Annotated in this window: 21 protein-coding genes; 10 read left to right on the top strand and 11 right to left on the bottom strand. The window is 71.2% G+C overall.

The window, feature by feature from the left end; translation table 11 throughout:
* The first annotated feature begins 69 nt into the window (after positions 1-69).
* Together ACZ58V_RS30760 and ACZ58V_RS30765 are read left to right on the top strand one after the other, a co-directional pair.
* Entirely contained in the window at positions 70-2139 is a 2070-nt protein-coding gene (locus tag ACZ58V_RS30760) for a PTS fructose transporter subunit IIABC (protein WP_471294049.1), read from the top strand.
* Positions 2140-2256: 117 nt separating this feature from the next.
* Positions 2257-2421, top strand: coding sequence for a hypothetical protein (locus ACZ58V_RS30765; RefSeq protein ID WP_468197907.1), 165 nt, complete (start codon positions 2257-2259; stop codon positions 2419-2421).
* Positions 2422-2434: 13 nt separating this feature from the next.
* Here ACZ58V_RS30765 and ACZ58V_RS30770 read toward each other — a convergent pair whose 3' ends face one another.
* The 4 genes from ACZ58V_RS30770 to ACZ58V_RS30785 all read right to left on the bottom strand — a co-directional run bounded on the left by ACZ58V_RS30770 (position 2435) and on the right by ACZ58V_RS30785 (position 7072).
* Positions 2435-3181: a DUF6227 family protein gene (locus ACZ58V_RS30770; protein ID WP_468197905.1), complete on the bottom strand. Its 747-nt coding sequence runs from the start codon at positions 3179-3181 to the stop codon at positions 2435-2437.
* A gap of 178 nt (positions 3182-3359) precedes the next feature.
* A complete protein-coding gene (locus ACZ58V_RS30775; protein ID WP_471294052.1) occupies positions 3360-4577 on the bottom strand; it encodes a L,D-transpeptidase in 1218 nt (405 codons plus the stop codon).
* A gap of 166 nt (positions 4578-4743) precedes the next feature.
* Positions 4744-5784: a P1 family peptidase gene (locus ACZ58V_RS30780; protein ID WP_468197900.1), complete on the bottom strand. Its 1041-nt coding sequence runs from the start codon at positions 5782-5784 to the stop codon at positions 4744-4746.
* Positions 5785-5842: 58 nt separating this feature from the next.
* Positions 5843-7072 (bottom strand): low temperature requirement protein A, encoded by a 1230-nt coding sequence (locus tag ACZ58V_RS30785; protein ID WP_471294056.1) that lies wholly within the window; start codon positions 7070-7072, stop codon positions 5843-5845.
* Between the two features lie 56 nt (positions 7073-7128).
* Here ACZ58V_RS30785 and ACZ58V_RS30790 point away from each other — a divergent pair, with 56 nt between their 5' ends.
* Complete coding sequence (locus ACZ58V_RS30790) at positions 7129-7308, top strand: hypothetical protein (protein WP_468197895.1); 180 nt, start codon at positions 7129-7131, stop codon at positions 7306-7308.
* Positions 7309-7315: 7 nt separating this feature from the next.
* Here ACZ58V_RS30790 and mscL read toward each other — a convergent pair whose 3' ends face one another.
* The 6 genes from mscL to ACZ58V_RS30820 all read right to left on the bottom strand — a co-directional run bounded on the left by mscL (position 7316) and on the right by ACZ58V_RS30820 (position 13114).
* Positions 7316-7780, bottom strand: a complete 465-nt coding sequence (gene mscL, locus ACZ58V_RS30795; RefSeq protein WP_468197893.1) for a large conductance mechanosensitive channel protein MscL — start codon at positions 7778-7780, stop codon at positions 7316-7318.
* A 123-nt stretch (positions 7781-7903) separates the two neighbouring features.
* On the bottom strand, positions 7904-8437 hold the full coding sequence (locus ACZ58V_RS30800; RefSeq protein WP_471294307.1) for a hypothetical protein: 534 nt from the start codon (positions 8435-8437) through the stop codon (positions 7904-7906).
* A 237-nt stretch (positions 8438-8674) separates the two neighbouring features.
* Positions 8675-9562 (bottom strand): S-methyl-5'-thioadenosine phosphorylase, encoded by an 888-nt coding sequence (locus ACZ58V_RS30805; protein ID WP_471294060.1) that lies wholly within the window; start codon positions 9560-9562, stop codon positions 8675-8677.
* A gap of 79 nt (positions 9563-9641) precedes the next feature.
* The gene (locus ACZ58V_RS30810) at positions 9642-9986 is read right to left on the bottom strand and encodes an FmdB family zinc ribbon protein (protein WP_468197889.1); all 345 of its coding nucleotides are present in this window, start codon (positions 9984-9986) and stop codon (positions 9642-9644) included.
* Between the two features lie 67 nt (positions 9987-10053).
* Positions 10054-11373, bottom strand: coding sequence for an MFS transporter (locus tag ACZ58V_RS30815; RefSeq protein WP_471294063.1), 1320 nt, complete (start codon positions 11371-11373; stop codon positions 10054-10056).
* A 211-nt stretch (positions 11374-11584) separates the two neighbouring features.
* Positions 11585-13114 (bottom strand): potassium/proton antiporter, encoded by a 1530-nt coding sequence (locus ACZ58V_RS30820; RefSeq protein ID WP_471294065.1) that lies wholly within the window; start codon positions 13112-13114, stop codon positions 11585-11587.
* Positions 13115-13352: 238 nt separating this feature from the next.
* On the opposite strand from ACZ58V_RS30820, the gene ACZ58V_RS30825 reads away from it, so the two are divergent.
* Complete coding sequence (locus ACZ58V_RS30825) at positions 13353-16145, top strand: penicillin acylase family protein (protein ID WP_471294067.1); 2793 nt, start codon at positions 13353-13355, stop codon at positions 16143-16145.
* A 61-nt stretch (positions 16146-16206) separates the two neighbouring features.
* Here ACZ58V_RS30825 and ACZ58V_RS30830 read toward each other — a convergent pair whose 3' ends face one another.
* Positions 16207-16836: a 5-formyltetrahydrofolate cyclo-ligase gene (locus tag ACZ58V_RS30830; RefSeq protein ID WP_471294069.1), complete on the bottom strand. Its 630-nt coding sequence runs from the start codon at positions 16834-16836 to the stop codon at positions 16207-16209.
* A 93-nt stretch (positions 16837-16929) separates the two neighbouring features.
* Here ACZ58V_RS30830 and galU point away from each other — a divergent pair, with 93 nt between their 5' ends.
* From galU to sepX, 6 genes are all read left to right on the top strand, one after another.
* Positions 16930-17832 (top strand): UTP--glucose-1-phosphate uridylyltransferase GalU, encoded by a 903-nt coding sequence (gene galU / locus ACZ58V_RS30835; protein WP_468197878.1) that lies wholly within the window; start codon positions 16930-16932, stop codon positions 17830-17832.
* A gap of 4 nt (positions 17833-17836) precedes the next feature.
* Positions 17837-19177 carry a molybdotransferase-like divisome protein Glp gene (glp, locus tag ACZ58V_RS30840; protein WP_471294071.1) on the top strand — a complete coding sequence of 447 codons (1341 nt, stop codon included), beginning with the start codon at positions 17837-17839 and terminating at the stop codon, positions 19175-19177.
* A 59-nt stretch (positions 19178-19236) separates the two neighbouring features.
* Positions 19237-19731: a cyclic pyranopterin monophosphate synthase MoaC gene (moaC, locus tag ACZ58V_RS30845; protein ID WP_193479936.1), complete on the top strand. Its 495-nt coding sequence runs from the start codon at positions 19237-19239 to the stop codon at positions 19729-19731.
* Positions 19728-20228 carry a MogA/MoaB family molybdenum cofactor biosynthesis protein gene (locus ACZ58V_RS30850; RefSeq protein ID WP_468197871.1) on the top strand — a complete coding sequence of 167 codons (501 nt, stop codon included), beginning with the start codon at positions 19728-19730 and terminating at the stop codon, positions 20226-20228. Before moaC ends, ACZ58V_RS30850 begins: the two co-directional genes overlap by 4 nt.
* A 23-nt stretch (positions 20229-20251) precedes the next feature.
* The gene (locus ACZ58V_RS30855) at positions 20252-20872 is read left to right on the top strand and encodes a GNAT family N-acetyltransferase (RefSeq protein ID WP_382832325.1); all 621 of its coding nucleotides are present in this window, start codon (positions 20252-20254) and stop codon (positions 20870-20872) included.
* Positions 20873-21044: 172 nt separating this feature from the next.
* Positions 21045-22235, top strand: a complete 1191-nt coding sequence (gene sepX, locus ACZ58V_RS30860) for a divisome protein SepX/GlpR (protein WP_468197868.1) — start codon at positions 21045-21047, stop codon at positions 22233-22235.
* Positions 22236-22268: the final 33 nt, after the last annotated feature.

Genomic DNA, 22268 nt, shown 5'->3' on the forward strand with positions numbered 1-22268 from the left:
CCGCAGCACCCCCGTCCCTTCCCCCGCCCACCCCACGCACCGGGCGATACGCGAGCTAAGGAGCCCGCGATGAGCGACATGATCACCGCGGACCTGGTCGATCTCGACCTGTCCGCCGACACCAAGGAAGCGGCGGCGCGCGCCCTCGCCGAGCGCATGGTGGCCCTGGGCCGGGTGACCGACCTGGACGGCTTCCTCGCCGACGTGGCCGCCCGCGAGGCCCAGATGCCGACCGGCCTCGACGGCGGCATCGGCATCCCGCACTGCCGCAGCGAGCACGTCACCGAGCCGACGCTCGCCTTCGGGCGCAGCTCCGACGGCATCGACTTCGGTGCGACGGACGGCCCCGCCGACCTGATCTTCCTGATCGCCGCGCCGGCCGGTGCCGACGACGCCCATCTGACGATCCTGTCGTCGCTGGCCCGGCAGCTGATGAACACCGAGTTCACCGACGCGCTGCGCTCGGTCGGCGACGCGACGGCCGCGGCGGCGCTGGTCCGGGGCGACGAGCCCGAGGCCGCCGACTCGTCCGACGTGTCCGAGCCGACGGCCTCCGAAGACACCGTGGCGTCGGCGGGAGCGGCCTCTCCCGCCGCCGCCACGGTCACCGACGCCGACTCCGAGGGTGCTCCTGAGGAGCGCCCGTTCCGCATCGTCGCCGTCACCTCCTGTCCCACCGGCATCGCCCACACCTACATGGCGGCGGAGTCGCTGGAGAACGCCGGCCGCGAGGCGGGTGTCGAGGTCACCGTCGAGACGCAGGGCTCGGCCGGTTTCACCCGGCTCGACCCGGAGGTCATCGCGGCGGCGGACGGCGTGATCTTCGCCCACGACGTGTCCGTACGGGAGAAGGACCGCTTCGCGGGCAAGCCGACCGTCGACGTCGGTGTGAAGGCGGGCATCAACCGCCCCGCCGAACTCATCGCCGAGGTCCGCGAGAAGGCCGCGCGCGGCGAGGTCACCTCCGGCTCCCCGGGCACCACGCCCGTCGAGCGCACCGGCGACTCCGGCGAGGGCTACGGCACCAAGCTGCGCAAGTGGCTGATGTCCGGCGTCAGTTACATGGTGCCGTTCGTCGCGGCGGGCGGTCTGCTCATCGCCCTCGGCTTCGCGATCGGCGGCTACAAGGTCAACAAGGCCCCGTCGGTGATGGACCACTTCCTGTGGACGCAGGCCGACAGCTGGGCGGCCCTGCTCTTCCAGATCGGCGGCGTCGCCTTCGGCTTCCTCGTCCCGGTCCTGGCCGGCTACATCGCCTACGGCATGGCCGACCGGCCCGGTCTGGTGCCCGGCTTCGTCGGCGGCTCGATCGCCCTGACCATCAACGCCGGTTTCCTCGGGGGCCTCGCGGCCGGTCTGATCGCCGGTGGCGTGGTGATCGCGATCCAGAAGGTGAACATCCCGGCGGCGCTGCGCGGCATCATGCCGGTGGTGGTGATCCCGCTGATCTCCTCGGCGATCGTCGGGTTCCTGATGTTCGTCGTCATCGGCAAGCCCATCGCCGAGGCACAGAAGGGCATGACCGACTGGCTGAACAGCCTGTCCGGCGCCAACGCCATCCTGCTCGGCACCCTCCTCGGCCTGATGATGTGCTTCGACCTCGGCGGCCCCGTCAACAAGGTCGCCTACACCTTCGCCACGGCCGGTATCGCGGTCTCCGACCCCAGCGACTCCGCGATGAAGATCATGGCGGCGGTCATGGCGGCCGGCATGGTGCCTCCGCTGGCGATGGCCCTGGCCACGACGGTGCGCGGCAAGCTCTTCAACGCGACCGAGCGCGAGAACGGCAAGGCCGCCTGGGTGCTCGGCGCCTCCTTCATCTCCGAGGGCGCGATCCCGTTCGCCGCGGCCGACCCGCTGCGCGTCATCCCGGCCTCCATGGCGGGCGGCGCGATCACCGGTGCCCTGTCGATGGCCTTCGGCGCCACCCTGCGCGCTCCGCACGGCGGTATCTTCGTGGTCCCGCTGATCGGCAACCCGCTGCTCTACCTGGTCGCCATCGCCGCGGGCGTCTGCGTCACGACCGCCCTGGTGATCGTCCTGAAGGGCATGCGCAAGCAGGCCCCGGGCGCCACCGCGGCTCCCGGCGAGGGCAGCGCGGCCACGGCGGCGGAGAGCAAGCAGCCGGTGGCGGCGTGACACCCGCCGCGGTCCGTCCCTTTCGTGGCGTGTGAACCGTTCATGCCACCTGCGAGATAGATCACGAAAATCACGGCCCGGGACTGAAGTCCCGGGCCGTGGTGTCTACTGGAACGCATGCCTGAGCACGTCTCCGGGTGGCCCGAAGGTCACTCCCTCCCCGCTCTCCCGCAACAGCGGCAGACAGGCCCCCGGTCGGAGTCCGTGGAGCTGACCACGGAGGAGAGAGACGCCTTCAGCGAGCTGGTGCGCCAGTTGGGCGGAGACGACCGGGGCGTCTAGGTGACCGAGGCGTCTAGGAAAGCTGCGCCGCCCGCCGCTCCATCGCCTCACGCGCCGCGTCCTCGCTGACGTACACCTCACACATGTGCCGGCCGTCCGGCGTCGCCGTGTGCTCGACCTCCCAGAGGGAGAGCTCCTCGCCTTCACGCAGCAGGAACGCGTGCTCGTAGAGCGAGAAGCCCAGCCCCGCCCGGCCGGCGCGGCAGGGGCGGCCGAAGGCCTGGGTGATCCGGTGGCCGGACGCCGTGGCCAGCAGGGCCGCCGTGTCCGCGCCCGGCCGGTCCGTGTTCTCCGCCCGGCGCAGTAAACGGCGCGCGTGGTCCGCCGAGTCGTCGCCGGCAAAGGCATGCCGGGGCACGGGGACCGGTGACAGCTGCACCGTCACCGGCAGTTCGAAGTCAGGCGTGTCCGGCGGCAGCGGCAGACGCGCGGTCGCGGCCCGCAGCTCCTCCTCGTCCACATAGACCTCGTGCTGCGGTTCGCTGCCCGGGGCGGTGTTGTGGACGAGCTCCCAGAGCGTGAGCGCCGAACCGTCGGCGAGCAGCCACGTGTGCCGGTACGTCTCCCGGTGCAGGCCCGCGCTGTGGTGCGCGGAGTGCAGCGAACCGTCGTGGGCCAGGGCGCAGTCCAGCCGCCATATCGTCTCGTCCGGTAGCTCGAAGGAGTTCAGGGCGCGGCCGAGGAGTCGCGCGAGGTGCTCCTCCGGAGACTCGGGCGAGTCGTGGGGTTCGTACGCTGCCGTCTCGTACGGAACGCTCAAGGTTTCTCCCGGCGTTGCTGCATGTCACCTTGTGGGTGCATACCGTAGCCCCTCGGTCGGACATCATGTCCGGGAACCGAGAAAACGTACGTCCGGGAAAACGCGCGGGCCGCGCGAAAAGTTCCCGCGCGGCCCGGTCGGTCCGTCAAAACCCCAGTTGGGGCGGCTGTTCAGTCGCTCACGACTCGCTGCCCGCGACCCACTGGCTCCATGCCATGTTCCAGCCGTTGAGCCCGTTGTCCGGCGACACCGTCTTGTCGGGGGAGTTCTTCACGATCACCACGTCGCCGATGAGCGAGTTGTCGTAGAACCACTTGGCGGGCGTGCTGCCCCCGGCGCCCTGGACGTCCGCGAGGCCGACGCATCCGTGGCTGGTGCCCTGGCGCCCGAAGGGCGGATTGCCCTTGTTGTACCAGTAGTTGCCGTGGATGAAGGTGCCGGACGTCGTCAGGCGCATCGCGTGCGGCACGTCCGGGATGTCGTACTCACCGCCGAGACCGACCGTCCGGCTGTTCATCCGGGTCTGCGTGAACTTCTCCGAGATCACCATCTGCCCGTTGTACGTGGTGTGCTCCGGGCTGCCCGCCGAGATCGGGATCGTCTTGATGGTCTTGCCGTCCCGGACCACCGTCATGGTCTGCGTGTTGACGTCGACCGTGGACACCTGCGAGCGCCCGACGGTGAAGGTGACCGTCTTCTTCTGCACGCCGTAGACGCCGTTCGCGCCCTCGACCCCGTCCAGGTCGATCTTCATCGTCACCTTGGAGCCGGCCTTCCAGTACTCCTCGGGCCGGAAGTCGAGGCGCTGCCCGTTGAACCAGTGCCCGACCACCTTCTGCCCGCTGCTGGAGGTGACCGTGATGCGCGACTGTACGGCCTTCCGCTCGGTGATGGCCTTGTCGAAGGTGAACGACACCGGCATGCCCGCACCGACCGTGGTGCCGTTGTCCGGCGTGTACGTCCCGATGAAGCTGTTCGACGACGACACCGTCGTGAAGATCGAGTTGGCGGCGGCGGTCCGGCCGTCCGAGTCCTTCGCGGTCGCCGATATCTGGTACTTCGTCCCGCGCTCCAGCTGCTCCTTCGGCTTCCACGCCTTGCCGTCGGAGGAGATCGAGCCCGGCACGGCCTGACCGCCGCCCGTCACCGTCATCTTCACGTCGGTCAGCTTCCCGTCGCTGACCTTCACGCCGGTCGAGTTGATGGACGCGCCCGTCGAACCGTCCTTCGCCGAGATGGCTATCTTCGCGACGGACGTGTTGCCCGTGCCCTTGCCGCCCTTCTCGTCGTCCTTGGCGGTGGCGCTGCCACCACAGGCGGTGAGCGTCAGGGCGCCGACCATCAGGGCGGCACAGGCCCCCAGTGCGCGCCGCGCAGCAATGTCCGGCGTTGTCACGGGCTGCTCCCAGTTCGTGTGATGTGAGTGATCCGCTCCAGTACGTGAAGGAAGAGGGGCCCGGCGGCCGTTCGGGTTCCGTCCGACCGCCAGGAACGACATCACCGTTACATGGCCGGGACAATGTCCGGCACGGCTGTGGAGCCGCTGTGCGGTGCCCGGCCGCTCAACGGCCCGCGTACAACTCCCCGTACGACGGCCACGCCCCGCCCGGACCGTCGACCGACCCGGCGGCGCGCACCGCCCGGACGATCGCCCGGGTCACCACATCGGCGCCGGCAGCGAGGATCTCGTTGAGGGCGAGCGGGTTCGCGGCGTCCAAGGCGCGGTCGCCCGTCGCCAGCGTGAACACCGTGTCCCCGTCGTTGAGGAGGTGCACCGGCCGCACCGCGCGGGCGATGCCGTCGTGAGCCGTGCCGGCCAGCTTCTGCGCCTGCGCCTTCGACAGATCCGCGTCCGTGGCGACCACCGCGAGCGTGGTGTTGAGCGGCGGAGGCGCGCTCCTCGCGGCCGTCTCGGCGAGGCGCCGCCGCGCGGCCTCATGGACCTCCGCCTCCGGATACTCCACCCGTCCCTGGAACAACTCCCCGTACAGCACCCCCGTTTCCGGATCCACCGTCGAGCCCGCCGCGTTGGCCACCACCAGCGCGGCCACCGTGACACCCGAGCCGAGCACCGAGCTCGCGCTGCCGATGCCGCCCTTCACCACCCCGGTCACCGCCCCCGTACCGGCGCCCACGCAGCCCTGGGCCACCCGCGCGCCGAGCCCGCTCGCCGCCGCCGCCTCGACAGCGGCACGGCCGGTGGCCGCGTCCGGCCGGGCCCGGAAGTCGCCGCCCCGCCCCAGATCGAAGACACAGGCGGCGGGCACCACCGGCACGACCTGCGCCGGATCCGCCCCGACCCGGATCCCGCGCCCCCGTTCCTCCAGCCAGGCCATCACCCCCGAGGCCGCGTCCAGCCCGTAGGCGCTGCCGCCGGTCAGCACGATCGCCTCGACCTTCCGCACCACGTTGCGCGGATCGAGCGCGTCCGTCTCCTTCGTGCCGGGGCCACCGCCCCGCACGTCCACGGCGGCCACGGCCCCGCCCTCCGGGGCGAGCACGACCGTGGTGCCGGTGAGCCAGCCGTCGCCGGCGCGGGTCGCGTGCCCCACGCGCAGGCCGGAGACATCCGTCAGAGCGTCCACCAGAGCGTCAACTGTCATGGCGCCCAGTGTTGTCCAGTCGTCGGCCCTCGCGGGCGTACCGGGCCGGACGGCGCGCTCAGCCGGCCGGGCTCGACGACTCCTGGGCCCTCGCCGGGCGCGTGGCCAGCGTCTCTCCCGCCACCACCGACAGCACGCAGACCAAGCCCGCCGCCAGCACCGCCCAGTCACCCAGGAACGTGCAGCAGATCACCAGCAGTGCCGTCGTCGGCAGCACCAGCTGCTGGGTGATGCCCGCCTTGAAGTGACGCGAGTGCAGGGCCCACACGGTCAGCAGATACAGGGCCGTCGGCAGGGTCACGGCGGCCGACGCCGCCAGCGTGGAGATGTGCGCCTCGCCGACGGTCTGCTCCACCGCCACCTCCAGTCCGGCCCCGATCGCGGCCGCCGAGGCGAAGACCAGGTAGTGGCCGTAGCCCCACAGGAACGCCTGCCGGTTGGAGCGCAGATGGCCGTGGATGGGCACCACGAAGTAGATCCACCACGCGGCGAAGATGATCAGCAGCCCGCCCGACGCGATGGGGAGGAGCTCGCCCAGCGCGTCGTTCTCGTCGATACCGGACTTCACGGCGATCGTGGCCGCGGCGATCGTCTCGCCGAGCACGATGATGGTGAACAGTCCGTAGCGCTCCGCGATATGGCGGGGATGCCAGGACGTGGGACGCCCCCGCTCCGCGAAGAGCGGCACGCACATCTCCAGCAGCGCCATCACCAGGAACCACCAGGGCCGGGCGCCCTCGGGCAGGAGCAGCAGACCCAGCCAGCCGACCTGGCACAGCAGCACCCCGCCGGCGTAGCGCAGGGCAGTCGTCCGCTCCGGGCCCTCGGCGGCACGGGCCGCCCGCAGCCACTGCGTCGCCAGGGCCAGTCGCATGATCACGTAGCCCAGCCAGACCACGAGATAGTCGTGCTCCTCGAACGCCTGCGAGACCCCCGCCGCGAGGACCAGCACACCCGCGATCTGCACCAGCGTGACGACCCGGTACAGCACGTCGTCGTTGTCGTACGCCGAGGCGAACCACGAGAAGTTCATCCAGGCCCACCACACGGCGAAGAAGACCATCGCGTAGTCGAGGATCCCCTCGCCCGCATGGCCCTCGGCGACGGAGTGCACCAGCTGGATGCCCGCCTGGGCGACGGCCACGACGAAGCACAGGTCGAAGAAGAGCTCCAGCGGCGAGGCCGTCCGGTGCGCCTCGTCGCGTCCGCGGGCCCTGAGCCTGCGCAGCGGCCCCCGGCCGGCGGGCGGGCCGGAGGGGACGGGCGGGGGAGTGGGGCTGGACGTCATGATTCCCAGCACAACAGAAGGCGGGGGGATTTTCTCCGCGACCGTACCCTGGACGCATGAGCAGCACCCCCGATCCCGAGCCGCACGCGCCGAAGCCGGCACTGGTCTTCGACGACCCGCTCGACCAGCAGTCCTTTGACGACACCGACCGCGGCTGGGGCGAGCGCACCGACTCCGGCGGTGGCGCGGCCGACCTCAAGCGCTTCCTCGACGAGAAGCCGCCCCACCACATCTGAGCCGGCGCTACCGCTCCTGCTGGTCGTGCCCCGCACCACGCTGTGCGACCAGCGCGTCCCGGATCTCCTTCAGCACCTCCAGCTCGGTCACCTCGATGACCTCCTGCGTGCCTTCCTTCGCCTTGCGGCGGGCCTCCTGCCGGGCCAGGTACTTCGCCATGGGCAGGACCATCAGGAAGTAGACGACAGCGGCCGTGATCACGAAGCTCAGGGCGGCGCCGAGGACGGAGCCCCACGCGATCTGGATGCCCTCCTCGCCCTTGCACGTCGAGCTCAGGCAGGAGCTGTAGTGGTCGAGGTTCTTGGTCCCGATGGCCCCGACGACCGGGTTGATGATCCCCTTGACCACGGCGTTGACGATGTTGGTGAACGCGGCGCCGATCACCACCGCCACAGCCAGATCGACGACGTTCCCGCGCATCAGGAAGGCCTTGAAGCCCTCCCAGAGGCTTGGTTCCTTCTTCTCGCTCACCTCGGGGCCTTTCCTCGCACGAGCAGCTTATGGAACAAAACGCTCCGCAACCTACGTCACGCTTGGGCCGAACCGAGCACCTGGGTCCCTCGAACGAGAGCCTTGACGAGATCGTGCACAGCATCACCACAGGGTCACCGCCAACCGTGCCGTCGCGCTCGCCCCGGCGAGCCGGGCGGCGGTGGCACGCGGCACCGAGAGCACGACCAGTGCCCCGCCGTCGGTCGCGCCCTCCAGGGGCTCCGGCACCTTCGTCACCCTGGCCCCGCGCGCGACCACACGGGCGCCGCCGCCCGACACCGTCCCCTCGGCGGCGATGACGTCGACCCGGTCGCCCGGCCGCAGCAGCCGTACCGTCGCCGCGTCGGCGATCCGGATCGGGGCCGTCACCGGCCCCGCCGCACCCGCCCTCGCGGCACCGCGCGTCCGCCCGGACCGCTCCCCGGACACCGAGGCCGTGTGCGCGGGAGACTGAGCCCGGGGCTGACCACGGGCCCCGTCACCGTCGCGCGGCCCCGCCGCCACCAGCGCGGTCGCGGTGACCGCGAGCCCGACGGCCAGGGCCCGCCGCCGGTGCCGCCCGAGCCGGCCCGACCGGTACCGGCCCCCGCGCACTCGCACGGGATCGAAGCGCGGCACCTCACGCGTCGCGGGCACCTCGGGGCCGGGCGGGAGCGCGGCGACGGGGGAGCCGCCGAAAAGAGAGGACGTGAGCGGAGCGAGGGACACGGGAACCACCACCTGCGACGAGGACCGGCTTGAGCTCCCCACGATGAGGCTTCCCGCCGCCGCCCGCTCGGGCCTGTGGACCTACCCCGGCCTGTGGACAACTCCCTCACCCGAACGGCAAGTTCCGCCGCCCCACCGCCACGGCCCGCACCAGACGTCCACCACCTACGGCAACGCGAACCCCGGATCCATCCCACCCAGCGCACCGGCACACAGACAGTCCCGCTCGTCCTCACCCGGCAACCCGGCCACCGCGTCGAACAGCACCCCCCGCAACCTGCCGACGTTCGCCGCGAACACCCGCAGCACCTCGTCGTGCGAGACGCCCTCCCCGCTCTCGGCACCCGCGTCGAGGTCGGTGACCAGGGTCAGGGACGTGTAGCAGAGCTCCAGCTCCCGGGCGAGCGCCGCCTCGGGATGCCCGGTCATCCCCACCACCGACCAGCCCTGCGCCTGGTGCCACAACGATTCGGCACGGGTCGAGAAGCGCGGCCCCTCGACCACGACCAGCGTGCCGCCGTCCACCGGCTCCCAGTCCCGGCCGCGCGCCGCCTTCAGCGCGACGGCCCGCCCGGCGGAGCAGTAGGGGTCGGCCAGCGACACGTGCACCACGTTCGGCACCGACCCGTCGGGCAGCGGCTCTCCGTCGAAGTACGTGTTCGCGCGGGACTTCGTGCGGTCGACCAGCTGGTCCGGCACCAGCAGCGTGCCCGGCCCGTACTCGGGACGCAGGCCGCCCACGGCGCACGGGGCGAGCACCTGGCGCACGCCGACCGACCGCAGGGCCCACAGGTTGGCCCGGTAGTTGATCCGGTGCGGCGGCAGGTGGTGGCCCCGCCCGTGCCGCGGCAGGAAGGCGACCGGCCGGCCGGCGATGGCACCGAGGAAGAGGGAGTCGCTGGGCGGCCCGTACGGGGTGTCGACCTGGACCTCGGTCACGTCGTCGAGGAAGGAGTAGAACCCGGAGCCGCCGATGACGCCGATGCCGGCGCCCTGCCCGTCCACCGGTCCCGCCACGTCCGCCGGGCCCGCCACGTTCGCCTTGTTCGCCATGTCCGCACCCTAACCGCACGCGGAAACGCCGAGGACCCCGTCGCCCGAAGGGGCGGCAGGGTCCCGTAGGTATCAGGCCTTACGCGGCGGTGGTGCTGCTGCTGGTGGAGCTGCCCGTGCCCGACGAAGAACTCGAGGACGAGCTCGACGAAGAGCTCGAACCGGAACTCGAGCCGGAGCCCGAACCGGAGTCGGAGGACGACGCGGAGGAACTCGACGACTTCGCCGGGGAGCTGCTCGACGAGGAGCCGCGGCTGTCGTTCCGGTAGAAGCCGGAGCCCTTGAAGACGATGCCGACCGCCGAGAACACCTTCTTCAGGCGGCCCGCGCAGTTCGGGCACTCGGTGAGGGCGTCGTCGGTGAACTTCTGCACCGCCTCGAGGCCCTCGCCGCACTCGGTGCACTGGTACTGGTAGGTCGGCACTGTCTTCCTCCTGGCACTCTCACTCGATGAGTGCTAACGACGGTCCATAGTGACGTATTCCAGCCGCTCAGTCCACTGCCACCGGCACGCGGTGACCCACGCCACGTGCGACCGTCCGCCCGTGGGCACGCCCCGCCAGCCGGGAACGCAGGGCCAGGAGGGTCGCCAGGGCGAGCACGGTGCCGCCCATGGGCACCAGGAAACCGGCACCGCCCCACAGACGGTCCTCCAGCTGCCCGGCGATGCTGACGGCCGCCGCCTGGCCCAGTGCCACCGCGCCGGTCAGCCAGGTGAAGGCCTCGGTACGGGCACCGGCCGGCACCAGACCGTCGACCAGGGTGTAGCCGGTGATCAGGGCGGGCGCGATGCACATGCCGACCAGCAGGCCGAGGCCGGCCAGGACCGGTACCGAGTGGGCGGCCCACAGGCCCGAGGCGGTGAGGGCGAGCGCCGTGTAGCCGATGACCAGGCGCCGCTGCGGGGCCGCCTTCCAGGCGATCGCGCCGCAGACGACGCCGGAGAGCATGTTGCCCGCGGCGAAGACGCCGTAGAGGACGCCGTTCAGGCCCGGTTCGCCGATCGACTCGGTGAACGCGGCCAGCGAGACCTGCATGCCGCCGAAGACGGCACCGATGCCCAGGAAGGTCACGGTCAGCACGCGCACGCCGGGGACGCGCAGCGCGGAAGCGTGCTCCACGCGCGCGTGCCCGCCGCCTTCGACGGAGGGCTGGGTGCTCTTCCGCGCGGCGAACAGCAGACCGCCGATCAGCGTCAGCGAGGCCTCGGTGACCAGTCCGGCGGCCGGGTCGATCGCCGTGCACAGGGCGGTGGCCAGCAGCGGTCCGACGACGAAGGTCAGTTCGTCCGTGACGGACTCGAAGGCCGCCGCGGTGGTCATCAGGGGCGAGTCCTTGAGCTTCACGCCCCAGCGGGCCCGCACCATGGGCCCGACCTGCGGCACCGAGGCGCCGGTCGGGACGGCCGCCGCGAACACCGCCCACAGCGGGGCGTCCAGCAGCGCGAGCGCCGTCAGCGTCAGCCCGGAGACCGCGTGCAGCAGCACCCCGGGGATCAGCACGGAGCGCTGTCCGTAGCGGTCGGCGAGGCGGCCGCTGTAGGGCGCGAACAGGGCCATGGAGACACCGGTGACGGCCGCGGCGGCGCCCGCCGCTCCGTAGGAACCGGTGGTGTGCTGCACCAGCAGCACGATGGAGATCGTCAGCATCGCGAACGGCTGGCGTGCCGCGAAACCGGGGAGCAGGAACGTCCAGGCGCCGCGGGTGCGCAGCAGCCGGCCGTATCCGGGGCGGGCGGAAGCCGTCGAGTTCTGCGAGATCTTCGCGTTCTTCGAGTTCTTCGACTTCTTTGAGGTGACCGTGGATGCCACGGCCCGTGCCTTTCTGCCGCCTGGTAGCGCGGCCCGGCAGGCGGGCGGCGCCGAGAGCTGTCCTCTTGCGCGGAACTGCGGTAGATGCCGGGGCCCGGTGAGGAGGGACGTCCCGACCGCCATACGGTCGCGCCAGCTCTGCGTCAGACAGAGTTGGTTCGATCTTGGGTGCGACGTTCATCGTACAGGTATCCGTGTACGAGCATCCGTCTCAACGACTCGCCCCGTCCGTCCCCAGCCACCCCGCCAGCTTGCCGCCATGGCCCACCGCCCGCAGCCGCTTCTCCGTCGCGTCCCGGACCGGATCCGTGGCCACGACGAGGAGCTCGTCCCCGCGTTGCAGCACCGTGGTGGGAAGCGGGACGAACGATTCGTTCGCGCGCACGACGAGCGTCACGGCCGCGCCGGGCGGCAGCCGCAGCTCGCCCACCTCCACGCCGTGCATCTTCGACCCCTCGGGGATCGCCACGGACAGCAGATGCCCGCGCAGCCGCTCCAGCGGGGCCGACTCGATGCCGAGGTCGGCGGCCTCCGAACCATCGCCCAGGTGCAGCTTGCGGCCCAGCCACGGCAGCGTCGGGCCCTGGACCAGGGTGTAGACGACGACCAGGACGAAGACGATGTTGAAGATCCGGCGGCTGGCGTCGACGCCCTCCACCATGGGGATGGTCGCCAGGATGATGGGCACGGCCCCGCGCAGTCCCGCCCAGGACATCAGGGCCTGCTCTCGCCACGGCACCCGGAACGGCGTCAGGCAGAACACCACGCTCAGCGGACGCGCCACCATGGTCAGCACCAGCCCGATGGCGAGCGCGGGCACGATGTCGTCGCCCAGCTCGTGCGGCGTGACCAGCAGGCCGAGCAGGACGAACATGCCGATCTGGGCCATCCAGCCGAGCCCGTCGGCGAAGCCGCGCGTGGCCGGCCAGTGCGGCAGCCGCGCGTTGCCCATCACCATCGCGGCGAGGTACACCGCGAGGAACCCGCTGCCGTGGGCCAGCGCGCCCGCCGCGTACGCCACCGTGGCGATCGCCATGACGGCGATCGGGTAGAGGCCGGAGGCGGGCAGGGCCACATGCCGCAGCCCCCAGGAGCCCAGCCAGCCCACCGCGAGCCCGATGGCCGCGCCGATGGCCAGCTCCAGCAGGATCACGCCCAGCAGGACGTACCAGTGCTCGACCGGGCCCGCCGTGGACAGGGAGACCACGAGGATGACCACGGGGGCGTCGTTGAAGCCGGACTCCGCCTCCAAGGTGCCCGTCACGCGCGCGGGGAGGGGGATTTTGCGCAGCACGGAGAAGACGGCCGCCGCGTCGGTCGAGGAGACGACCGCCCCGATGATGAACGCCTGCCGCCACTCGAGACCGATCAGGTAGTGCGCGGCCGACGCCGTGACCCCGACGCTCACCGCGACACCGGCCAGCGCCAGTGCCGTGGCGGCCGGCAGGGCCAGCTTGATCTCCTTCCACTTCGTGCCCAGACCGCCCTCGGCCAGGATCACGACCAGGGCCGCGTATCCGATGACCTGGGTCAGTTCGGCGTTGTCGAAGTGGATGTCGCCCACGCCGTCCTGGCCCATGGCGACGCCTATGCCCAGGTAGACGAGCAGGCTGGGGAGCCCGCTGCGCGAGGAGATCCGTACCGCTGCGACGGCGACGAGCAGGACGAGCGAGCAGACGAGCAAGAGCTGGTTGAGGTGGTGAACAGTCAGCGGCCGAATCCTTCCCTGGCCCACCCGCACACGCGCGTGGGCTCACGTACATCGCACATGAAGCTGTGGCGCACCGCGCCAACTACTTCGTTACCTTACCTAACTCTTGACGATTTCTTGACGCTTCCGAGGGCGAGATCGAACGTTCGTCCGTGCCGGTTCCCGACTCCGCGTCAAGGGGCGCAGGGCCCTGCGCCTATCGTTGCTCCAGCGCTCAGTTAAAAGCACAGCCGAACCTGCCGCTCGCGTTAGGACAGCAAGGACAGCGATGCCCCCCAACACCACCGCCTCCACGGGTCAGCAGCCCGGCAAGTCCGGCAGGAGAAAGGGGCGCAAAGCCCGTCTGATCGTGCTCGTCCTGGTGCTGGCCCTCATCGGGGGCGTCGGCTTCGGGGGGTACTGGTCCATCAGCACCGTCCGGGCCTCCTTCCCGCAGACCAAGGGCACCCTCACGCTCAAGGGCCTCTCAGGACCGGTCGAGGTGAAGCGGGACAACTACGGCATTCCGCAGATCTATGCCTCCTCCGACGCGGACCTGTTCATGGCGCAGGGCTACGTCCAGGCGCAGGACCGGTTCTACGAGATGGACGTACGCCGCCATATGGCCTCCGGGCGGCTGTCGGAGATGTTCGGCAAGAGCCAGGTCGACAACGACGAGTTCCTGCGCACGCTCGGCTGGGACCGCGTCGCCAAGAAGGAGTACGACACCAAGCTGTCCGCCTCCACGAAGAAGTACCTCCAGGCGTACGCCAAGGGGGTCAACTCCTACCTCCAGGGCAAGGACGGCAAGGACATCTCCCTGGAGTACGCGGCGCTCGGCTTCACCAACGACTACAAGCCGCAGAACTGGACCCCGGTCGACTCGGTCTCCTGGCTGAAGGCGATGGCCTGGGACCTGCGCGGCAACATGCAGGACGAGATCGACCGCGCCCTGCTGACCAGCCGCCTCGGCCCGAAGCAGATCGCCGACCTGTACCCGGAGTACCCGTCCGGCCGCAACAAGGCGATCGTCCAGGAGGGCCAGTACAACGAGCTGACGGGCACCTTCGAACAGGGCGGCACGAGCGGCACGTCCGGCGGCTCCACAGGCACAGGCGGCTCCACCGGCACCGGGGCCTCCACAGGGACCGGGGGCACCGCCTCCGGCAGCTCGGGCACGCAAGGCCTCCAGAGCCAGCTCACCGGCCTCACCAAGGTCCTGGACGACCTCCCACCGGCCGTCGGTGTGAACGGCGACGGCATCGGCTCCAACTCCTGGGTCGTCTCCGGAGAGCACACCATCACCGGCAAGCCGCTGCTGGCCAACGACCCGCACCTCTCGCCCTCGCTGCCGTCCGTCTGGTACCAGATGGGCCTGCACTGCCGCAGCGTCTCCAGCGCGTGCCAGTACGACGTCAGCGGCTACACCTTCGCGGGCATGCCCGGCGTGATAATCGGTCACAACCAGGACATCGCCTGGGGCATGACCAACTCCGGCGTCGACGTCACGGATCTCTACCTGGAGAAGATCACCGGCAACGGCTACCAGTACGACGGCAAGATCAAGCCTTTCCAGACGCGCGAGGAGACCATCAAGGTCGCCGGCGGCGAGCCCAAGAAGATCGTGGTCCGCGAGACCGACAACGGGCCCCTGCTGTCGGACCGTGACGAAGAGCTCGTGAAGGTCGGCAAGAAGGCCGGAGTCAACACCGCCGCACCCGACAGAGGCGACGGCTACGGCGTCGCGCTGCGCTGGACCGCGCTCCAGCCGGGCACCACCATGGACGCCGTCTTCGCCATGGACAAGGCGAAGGACTGGAACGGGTTCCGCAAGGCCGCCGCGCAGTTCGAGGTGCCCTCGCAGAACCTGATCTACGCGGACACCCAGGACAACATCGGCTACACCCTCCCGGGGAGGATCCCCAAGCGCGCGGAGGGCGACGACGGCTCGATCCCCGCGCCCGGCTGGGACCCCAAGTACCGCTGGACCGGCTACATCGACCAGGACGCGCTGCCGTACGAGTACAATCCAAAGCGCGGCTACATCGTCACCGCGAACCAGGCCGTGATCGACCCGGACAAGTACCCCTACACGCTCACCGAGGACTGGGGCTACGGCACGCGCAGCCAGCGCATAAGCGATCTGATCCAGTCGAAGATCAAGAACGGCGGCAAGGTCTCCACGGACGACATGCGCCAGATGCAGCTGGACAACAGCAGCGAGATCGCCCGGCTGCTGGTGCCCACGCTGCTGAAGATCGACCCCGAGAACAAGGACGTCCGCGAGGCGCAGAAGCTCCTCGAGGGCTGGGACTACACCCAGGACGCCGACTCGGCCGCCGCGGCCTACTTCAACGCGGTCTGGCGCAACATCCTCAAGCTCGCCTTCGGCAACAAGCTGCCCAAGGAGCTGCGGCCCAAGGGCCAGTGCCTGTGGGTCAAGCCGGTCAACACCACCGGCCCCGCGGACGAGACCGAGGAGGTCCGCGAGTGCGGCCAGCGCGCCCCCGACCAGGCGCAGCCGGACGGCGGCGACCGCTGGTTCGAGGTGGTACGCAAGCTGATGGAGCAGCCCGACAGCGACTGGTGGAAGACGCCCGAGGCGGGCACCCGCCCCCAGGCCGTCAACCGCGACCAGCTGTTCAGGCGGGCCATGATCGACGCCCGCTGGGAGCTGACCGCCAAGCTCGGCAAGGACATCGACAGCTGGAGCTGGGGCCGGCTGCACCGCCTGTTCCTGGACAACCAGACCCTCGGCACCGAGGGCCCCGGGTTCGTCCAGTTCGCCCTCAACCGCGGGCCGTGGGAGCTCGGCGGCGGCGAGGCGACGGTCAACGCGACCGGCTGGAACGCGGCCGCCGGCTACAGCGTCGTCTGGGTGCCGTCGATGCGGATGGTCGTGAACCTCGGCGACCTCGACAAGTCGAAGTGGATCAACCTCTCCGGCGCGTCCGGGCACGCCTACAGCGCCCACTACGTCGACCAGACGGACAAGTGGGCCGAGGGCGAACTGCTGCCGTGGTCCTACTCGGACAAGGCGGTCGAGGGCGGCACGACCGACAAGCTGGTGCTCAAGCCGTGAGCCGCTGACGCCCGCACCACGAGAACGGCCCTCCACGCGCGCGTGGAGGGCCGTTCTCGTGTCAGCCGGTCCGCTCCCCGAACCGCCGCACCCCCGAGGGAGTCACCACCGCGTGCACCGGCCGGTCGTGCGGCTCCTCCGGGACGTGCTCGATCACCTCGGAGTCGTACAGCAGCACCACCAGGGAAGGCCGGGCGTCCGCCCGCTCCAGCCGCGCCAGGACACGGTCGTACGAGCCGCCGCCACGCCCGAGCCGCATCCCGCGCGTGTCGACCGCGAGCCCCGGAAGCAGTACGGCGTCGGCACCGGTCACGGCGTCCGGTCCGAGGCGCTCGCCGGAGGGCTCGAAGAGCTCCATCCGGCCGCCGCCGTGCCGGACACGCGCGAGCGAGCCCTCGCCTTCGTAGACGCCCCAGTCGAGGTCGTTGTCGGCCAGCAGGGCCGGAAGGAGGACGCGCACGCCCCGGGCGCGCAGCGTGTCCAGTAGCGCGAGCGTCCCCGGTTCACTCCCCACCGAGACGTACGCGGCGACCGTGCCGGCCCGCGCCAGCTCCGGCAGTTCCGACGCCCGCGCGGCCAGTGCGGCCGAGGTTTCCCGCAGGTCATCCGCCGTCAACCTGTTCCTCACCGAGAGGAGCTCTCGCCGCAAACTCCGCTTGTCAGGCTCGCCCGGACGCCCGATGTGACTCAATGGTTGCTCCCGTATCGTGCTAATACGCTCATATGAGCGTCCATGAAACGGAGCGGCTGATTCCGCCCAAAGGCACCGGATATGGTGGCGGGCATGACTCAGTCGCACCCTCGGATCAGCAAGGCTGTCATTCCCGCAGCAGGCCTCGGCACCCGGTTCCTGCCGGCCACCAAAGCCACTCCCAAGGAGATGCTGCCGGTCGTCGACAAGCCGGCGATCCAGTACGTGGTCGAGGAGGCCGTCGGCGCGGGTCTCGACGACGTCCTCATGGTGACGGGCCGCAACAAGCGCCCCCTCGAGGACCACTTCGACCGCAACTACGAACTCGAGTCGGCGCTTCAGAAGAAGGGCGACGCCGGCCGCCTCGCCAAGGTCCAGGAGTCCAGCGACCTCGCGACCATGCACTACGTCCGCCAGGGCGACCCCAAGGGCCTCGGCCACGCCGTCCTGTGCGCCGCCCCGCACGTGGGCGACGAGCCCTTCGCCGTCCTCCTCGGTGACGACCTCATCGACCCCCGCGACCCCCTGCTCCAGCGCATGGTCGAGGTCCAGGAGCAGCGTGGCGGCAGCGTCATCGCGCTCATGGAGGTCGCCCCCGAGCAGATCCACCTCTACGGCTGTGCGGCCGTGGAGACCACCGAGGACAGTGACGTCGTCAAGGTCGGCGGCCTCGTCGAGAAGCCCGACCCGTCCGACGCCCCGTCGAACTACGCGGTCATCGGCCGCTACGTCCTCGACCCGCACATCTTCGACATACTGCGCCGGACCGAGCCGGGCCGCGGCGGCGAGATCCAGCTCACGGACGCCCTCCAGCAGCTCGCGGCCGACGAGAAGATCGGCGGCCCGGTGCACGGCGTCGTCTTCAAGGGCCGCCGCTATGACACCGGCGACCGCGGCGACTACCTGCGTGCCATTGTCCGACTCGCATGCGAACGTGAAGACCTGGGCCCGGACTTCCGGACCTGGCTTCGCAGTTACGTAGCCGAGGAGATGTAACACGTTGAGCAGCGCCGCGCCCCGCACCCCGGTCCAGGACCACTCGGGCCCCGACCACCTCTGGTCGGTGGCCGAGCACCTGGAGGACATCCTCACCACCGTCCGCCCCCTGGAACCCATCGAGCTGCAGCTGCTCGACGCGCAGGGCTGCGTCCTGGTCGAGGACATCACGGTGCCGGTGTCCCTGCCGCCGTTCGACAACAGCTCCATGGACGGCTACGCGGTACGGGTCGCGGACGTGGCGGGCGTGAGCGAGGAGTTCCCGGCGGCCCTGGAGGTCGTCGGGGACGTGGCGGCGGGCCAGGCCGAGCTGGTCCACGTGGGCCCCGGCCAGGCGGCCCGCATCATGACCGGCGCCCCGCTGCCGCCCGGCGCCGAGACCGTCGTGCCCGTCGAGTGGACCGACGGCGGGCTCGGCGAGGGCCCGGTGCACGGCATGCGCGCCCGCAGCCTCGGCCCCGAGGGCGCCTTGGGGCATGTGCGGGTGTACCGCCCGGCCGAGGCACGCGCGCATGTGCGCGCGCAGGGCAGCGACGTGAAGGCCGGCGACCGCGCCCTGCGGGCCGGCACGATCCTCGGCCCGCCCCAGATCGGCCTGCTCGCCGCGATCGGCCGCGGCACCGTACGCGTCCGCCCGCGCCCGCGCGTGGTGGTGCTCTCCACCGGCAGCGAACTCGTCCAGCCCGACGCGAGGCTGCGCACCGGTCAGATCTACGACTCCAACAGCTTCGCCCTCACCGCGGCCGCCCGTGACGCCGGCGCCATCGCCTACCGCGTGGGCGCCGTCGCCGACGACGCCGAGACCCTGCGCTCCACCATCGAGGACCAGTTGGTCCGCGCCGACCTGATGGTCACCACGGGCGGTGTCAGCGTCGGGGCGTACGACGTCGTCAAGGAAGCCCTGTCCCACGTGGGCGACGAGGATGAGGCGGGCAGCGGCATCGAGTTCCGCAAGCTCGCCATGCAGCCCGGCAAGCCACAGGGCTTCGGCTCCATCGGCCCCGACCACACCCCGCTGCTGGCCCTGCCCGGCAACCCGGTGTCGTCGTACGTCTCCTTCGAACTGTTCGTCCGCCCCGCGATCCGCACCCTCATGGGCCTGCGGGACGTCCACCGGCCGACGACCCGGGCCACCCTGGCCGCCGACAAGGCGCTGACCTCGCCGAAGGGCCGCCGCCAGTTCCTGCGGGCCACCTGCGCCGACGGCCGGGCCACCCCGGTCGGCGGCGCCGGATCCCATCTGGTCGCCGCCCTCGCCCACGCGGACGCCCTGATCGTCGTCCCCGAGGACACCGAGTCCGTCGAGCCCGGCGCCGAGGTCGAGGTGGTCCTGCTCGGCCGATAGCCGCTGGTTGGGGGTACCGTGTCGCGCACAGCAGGCCCGGACCGGGAGCGCCACACAGCATGAGCACGCAGGATCCCCCTACGCAGGACCGACTGACGCACATCGACGACGCCGGCGCCGCCCGCATGGTCGACGTGTCGGAGAAGGACGTGACCGCGCGCACCGCCCGCGCCAGCGGACGCGTCCTCGTCTCGCCCCGCGTGATCGAACTGCTGCGCGGCGAGGGCGTCCCCAAGGGCGACGCCCTCGCGACCGCGCGGATCGCCGGAATCATGGGCGCCAAACGCACCCCCGACCTGATCCCGCTCTGTCACCCCTTGTCGGTCTCCGGTGTGAAACTGGACCTGTCGGTCGCGGACGACGCCGTGGAGATCCTGGCCACCGTGAAGACCACGGACCGTACGGGGGTGGAGATGGAGGCCCTCACCGCGGTCTCCGTCGCCGCGCTCACCGTGATCGACATGGTCAAGGCGGTCGACAAGGGAGCGGTCATCACGGACGTACGGGTGGAAGAGAAGACGGGCGGTAAGTCGGGCGACTGGAGCCGGGCATGACGTATCGCGCTCTCGTCGTCACCGCCTCCAACCGGGCCGCCGCCGGGATCTACGAGGACAAGGGCGGCCCGCTGATCTCCGCCGGTCTGAAGGGCTTCGGCTTCGAGGTCGACGGACCGCAGGTCGTCCCCGACGGCGACCCCGTGGAGGCGGCCCTGCGCGCCGGGGTCGACACCGGCTACGACGTCATCGTCACCACCGGCGGCACGGGCATCTCGCCCACCGACCGCACCCCCGAGGCGACACGCCGGGTGATCGACCACGAGGTGCCGGGCATCGCCGAGGCCATCCGGGCGTTCGGCCGGGAGAAGGTGCCGACCGCGGCGCTCTCCCGGGGCCTGGCCGGAGTGGCCGGCACAACGCTGATCGTCAATCTGCCCGGCTCCAGCGGTGGTGTGAAGGACGGACTGGCCGTACTGGAGCCGCTGCTGGTCCACGCCGTCGAGCAGCTCCGAGGCGGCGACCACCCCAGACCCGGCACGGGGGGTGCGAGCTGAACAGCGCATCCTGGCCCGTCGAGCTGGTGGACGGCGACATCGTCCTCCGGCCGATAAAGCTGCGCGACCAGCGGGCATGGCGCGAGGTCAACCGGCGCAACCGCGACTGGCTGCGCCCCTGGGAGGCGACCATTCCGCCGCCCGCGCCCGGCGGGCCGCTCGCGCACCGCCCGACCTTCCGCCAGATGGTGCGGCACCTGAGGTCGGAGGCGAACGCGGGCCGGATGCTGCCCTTCGTCATCGAGTACCAGGGGCGGCTGGTGGGGCAGTTGACCGTCGCCGGGATCACCTGGGGCTCGATGTGCTCGGGCCACATCGGTTACTGGGTGGACGAGTCGGTGGCCGGGCGCGGGGTGATGCCGACGGCGGTGGCGCTCGTCGTGGACCACTGTTTCCGCACCGTCGGACTGCACCGCATCGAGGTCTGCATTCGCCCCGAGAACGGGCCCAGCCGCCGGGTCGTGGAGAAACTCGGATTCCGCGAGGAGGGGCTCAGGCCCCGTTATCTCCACATCGACGGGGGCTGGCGCGACCACCTCGTGTTCGCGCTCACGGCGGAAGAGGTGCCGGACGGGTTGCTGCGCCGCTGGCACCGGGCACGATCGCAGAGTAATCCGGGAATCCGGCACCGCCCCGGAAATTGAATATGTGTTCGAAAATGATCGGCCAGTGACCGTCTCAGGGCAATGAATTCCCGGCCTGGGCGGTCTGCTGATCGCATCGGTCACAAAAAAAGTTCGAAATATCAGCCAGATCGTGCGACACACCGGCTCAATTGGCAGATGGCCTCACGCAAACCCCTCTACGGTGTGAGACGTGAGCAGCAGCGGCCTCATCTACGCAGTCATTGTCGGGGCCTGGGCCGCCTACTTGGTGCCGATGTGGCTCCGTAGGCAGGACGAGCTGAACGAGGCCCGTCCGACGGAACGCTTCAGCACCGCCATCCGGCTGCTTTCCGGCCGGGCGGGGATGGAGCGCCGGTACGCCAAGGACCTGCGGGCGCGCTCCACCGAGGAGGGGGAGCAGGGCGCCGACGATCCGGATGCCGTCACCGACTCGGTGGACGTCCGGGCCTTCGCCGTGTCCAAAACGCGTCCGCAGACCCAGGCACCCGTACCGTCGCCCGCCCCGGAACAGCCGGCGCGAGCGGAGCAGCCGGCCCGCCCGGCACCCGCACCGAACGCGGCGTCCGCGGCCCGCGGGGAGGGCCGTGTGCCCGCCGCCCGGCGCCGCCCGTCGCCGCAGGCCCAGGCGGCCGCGGCGCGTGCCCGGCGCTCGAAGGTGCTCGCGCGCCGTCGGCGCACCACCACCATGCTGTTCCTCGCCTTCACCCTCGGCGCGATCGTCGCCGCGGTCGGAGGCCTGGCGTTCCTGTGGGCGCCCGGCGTACCCGCGGTCATGCTCAGCGTGTACATCGCGTACCTGCGCTCGCAGGAGCGCCGCCGCTTCACGTACCAGATGGACCGCCGCCGGGCCGAGCTCGCGGCCCAGCGGCTGCGGGAGCGGCAGCGCCAGCCCGGCCGGCGCGCCGGTGCCGACCAGGAGGCCGACGAACCGGAGGACGGACCCGGGCCGGTGACCGACCCCGGCCTGTCCGCCCTCGCGGCCGACCGGCGCGCGCTCGTCGAGCAGACCGACCACGCCGAGTGGGTCGACCAGCAGCGCGAGCGGCAGCGGCGCCCCGGGCAGGGCGACAGCTGGGAGCCGGTGCCGGTGCCCCTGCCGACCTACGTCACCGCACCGGTGGCCCCCCGGGCCACCAGCGACGTCGACCTCGGGGCCCCCGACACCTGGAGTTCGGCACGGTCGAGCGCCGTCACCCCGGACCTGGAGGACGACGCCGACCTCCCCGGCGAGCCGGAGCCCCACGCCGAGGAGCGGGCGGACGACGAAGGGCGCACCGACGCCCGCCGCGCGGCCTCCGCGCGGCGGGCCCGGGAGCGCGGCCGCACGCCGCTGTTCGACCAGTACGAGGACGGGGACCGGCCCCGGGCCGCCAACGAGTAACCCCCGAACCCGCAGGTGACCGCCCCTCGGGAA

The organism is Streptomyces sp. NPDC040589, from assembly GCF_055594445.1.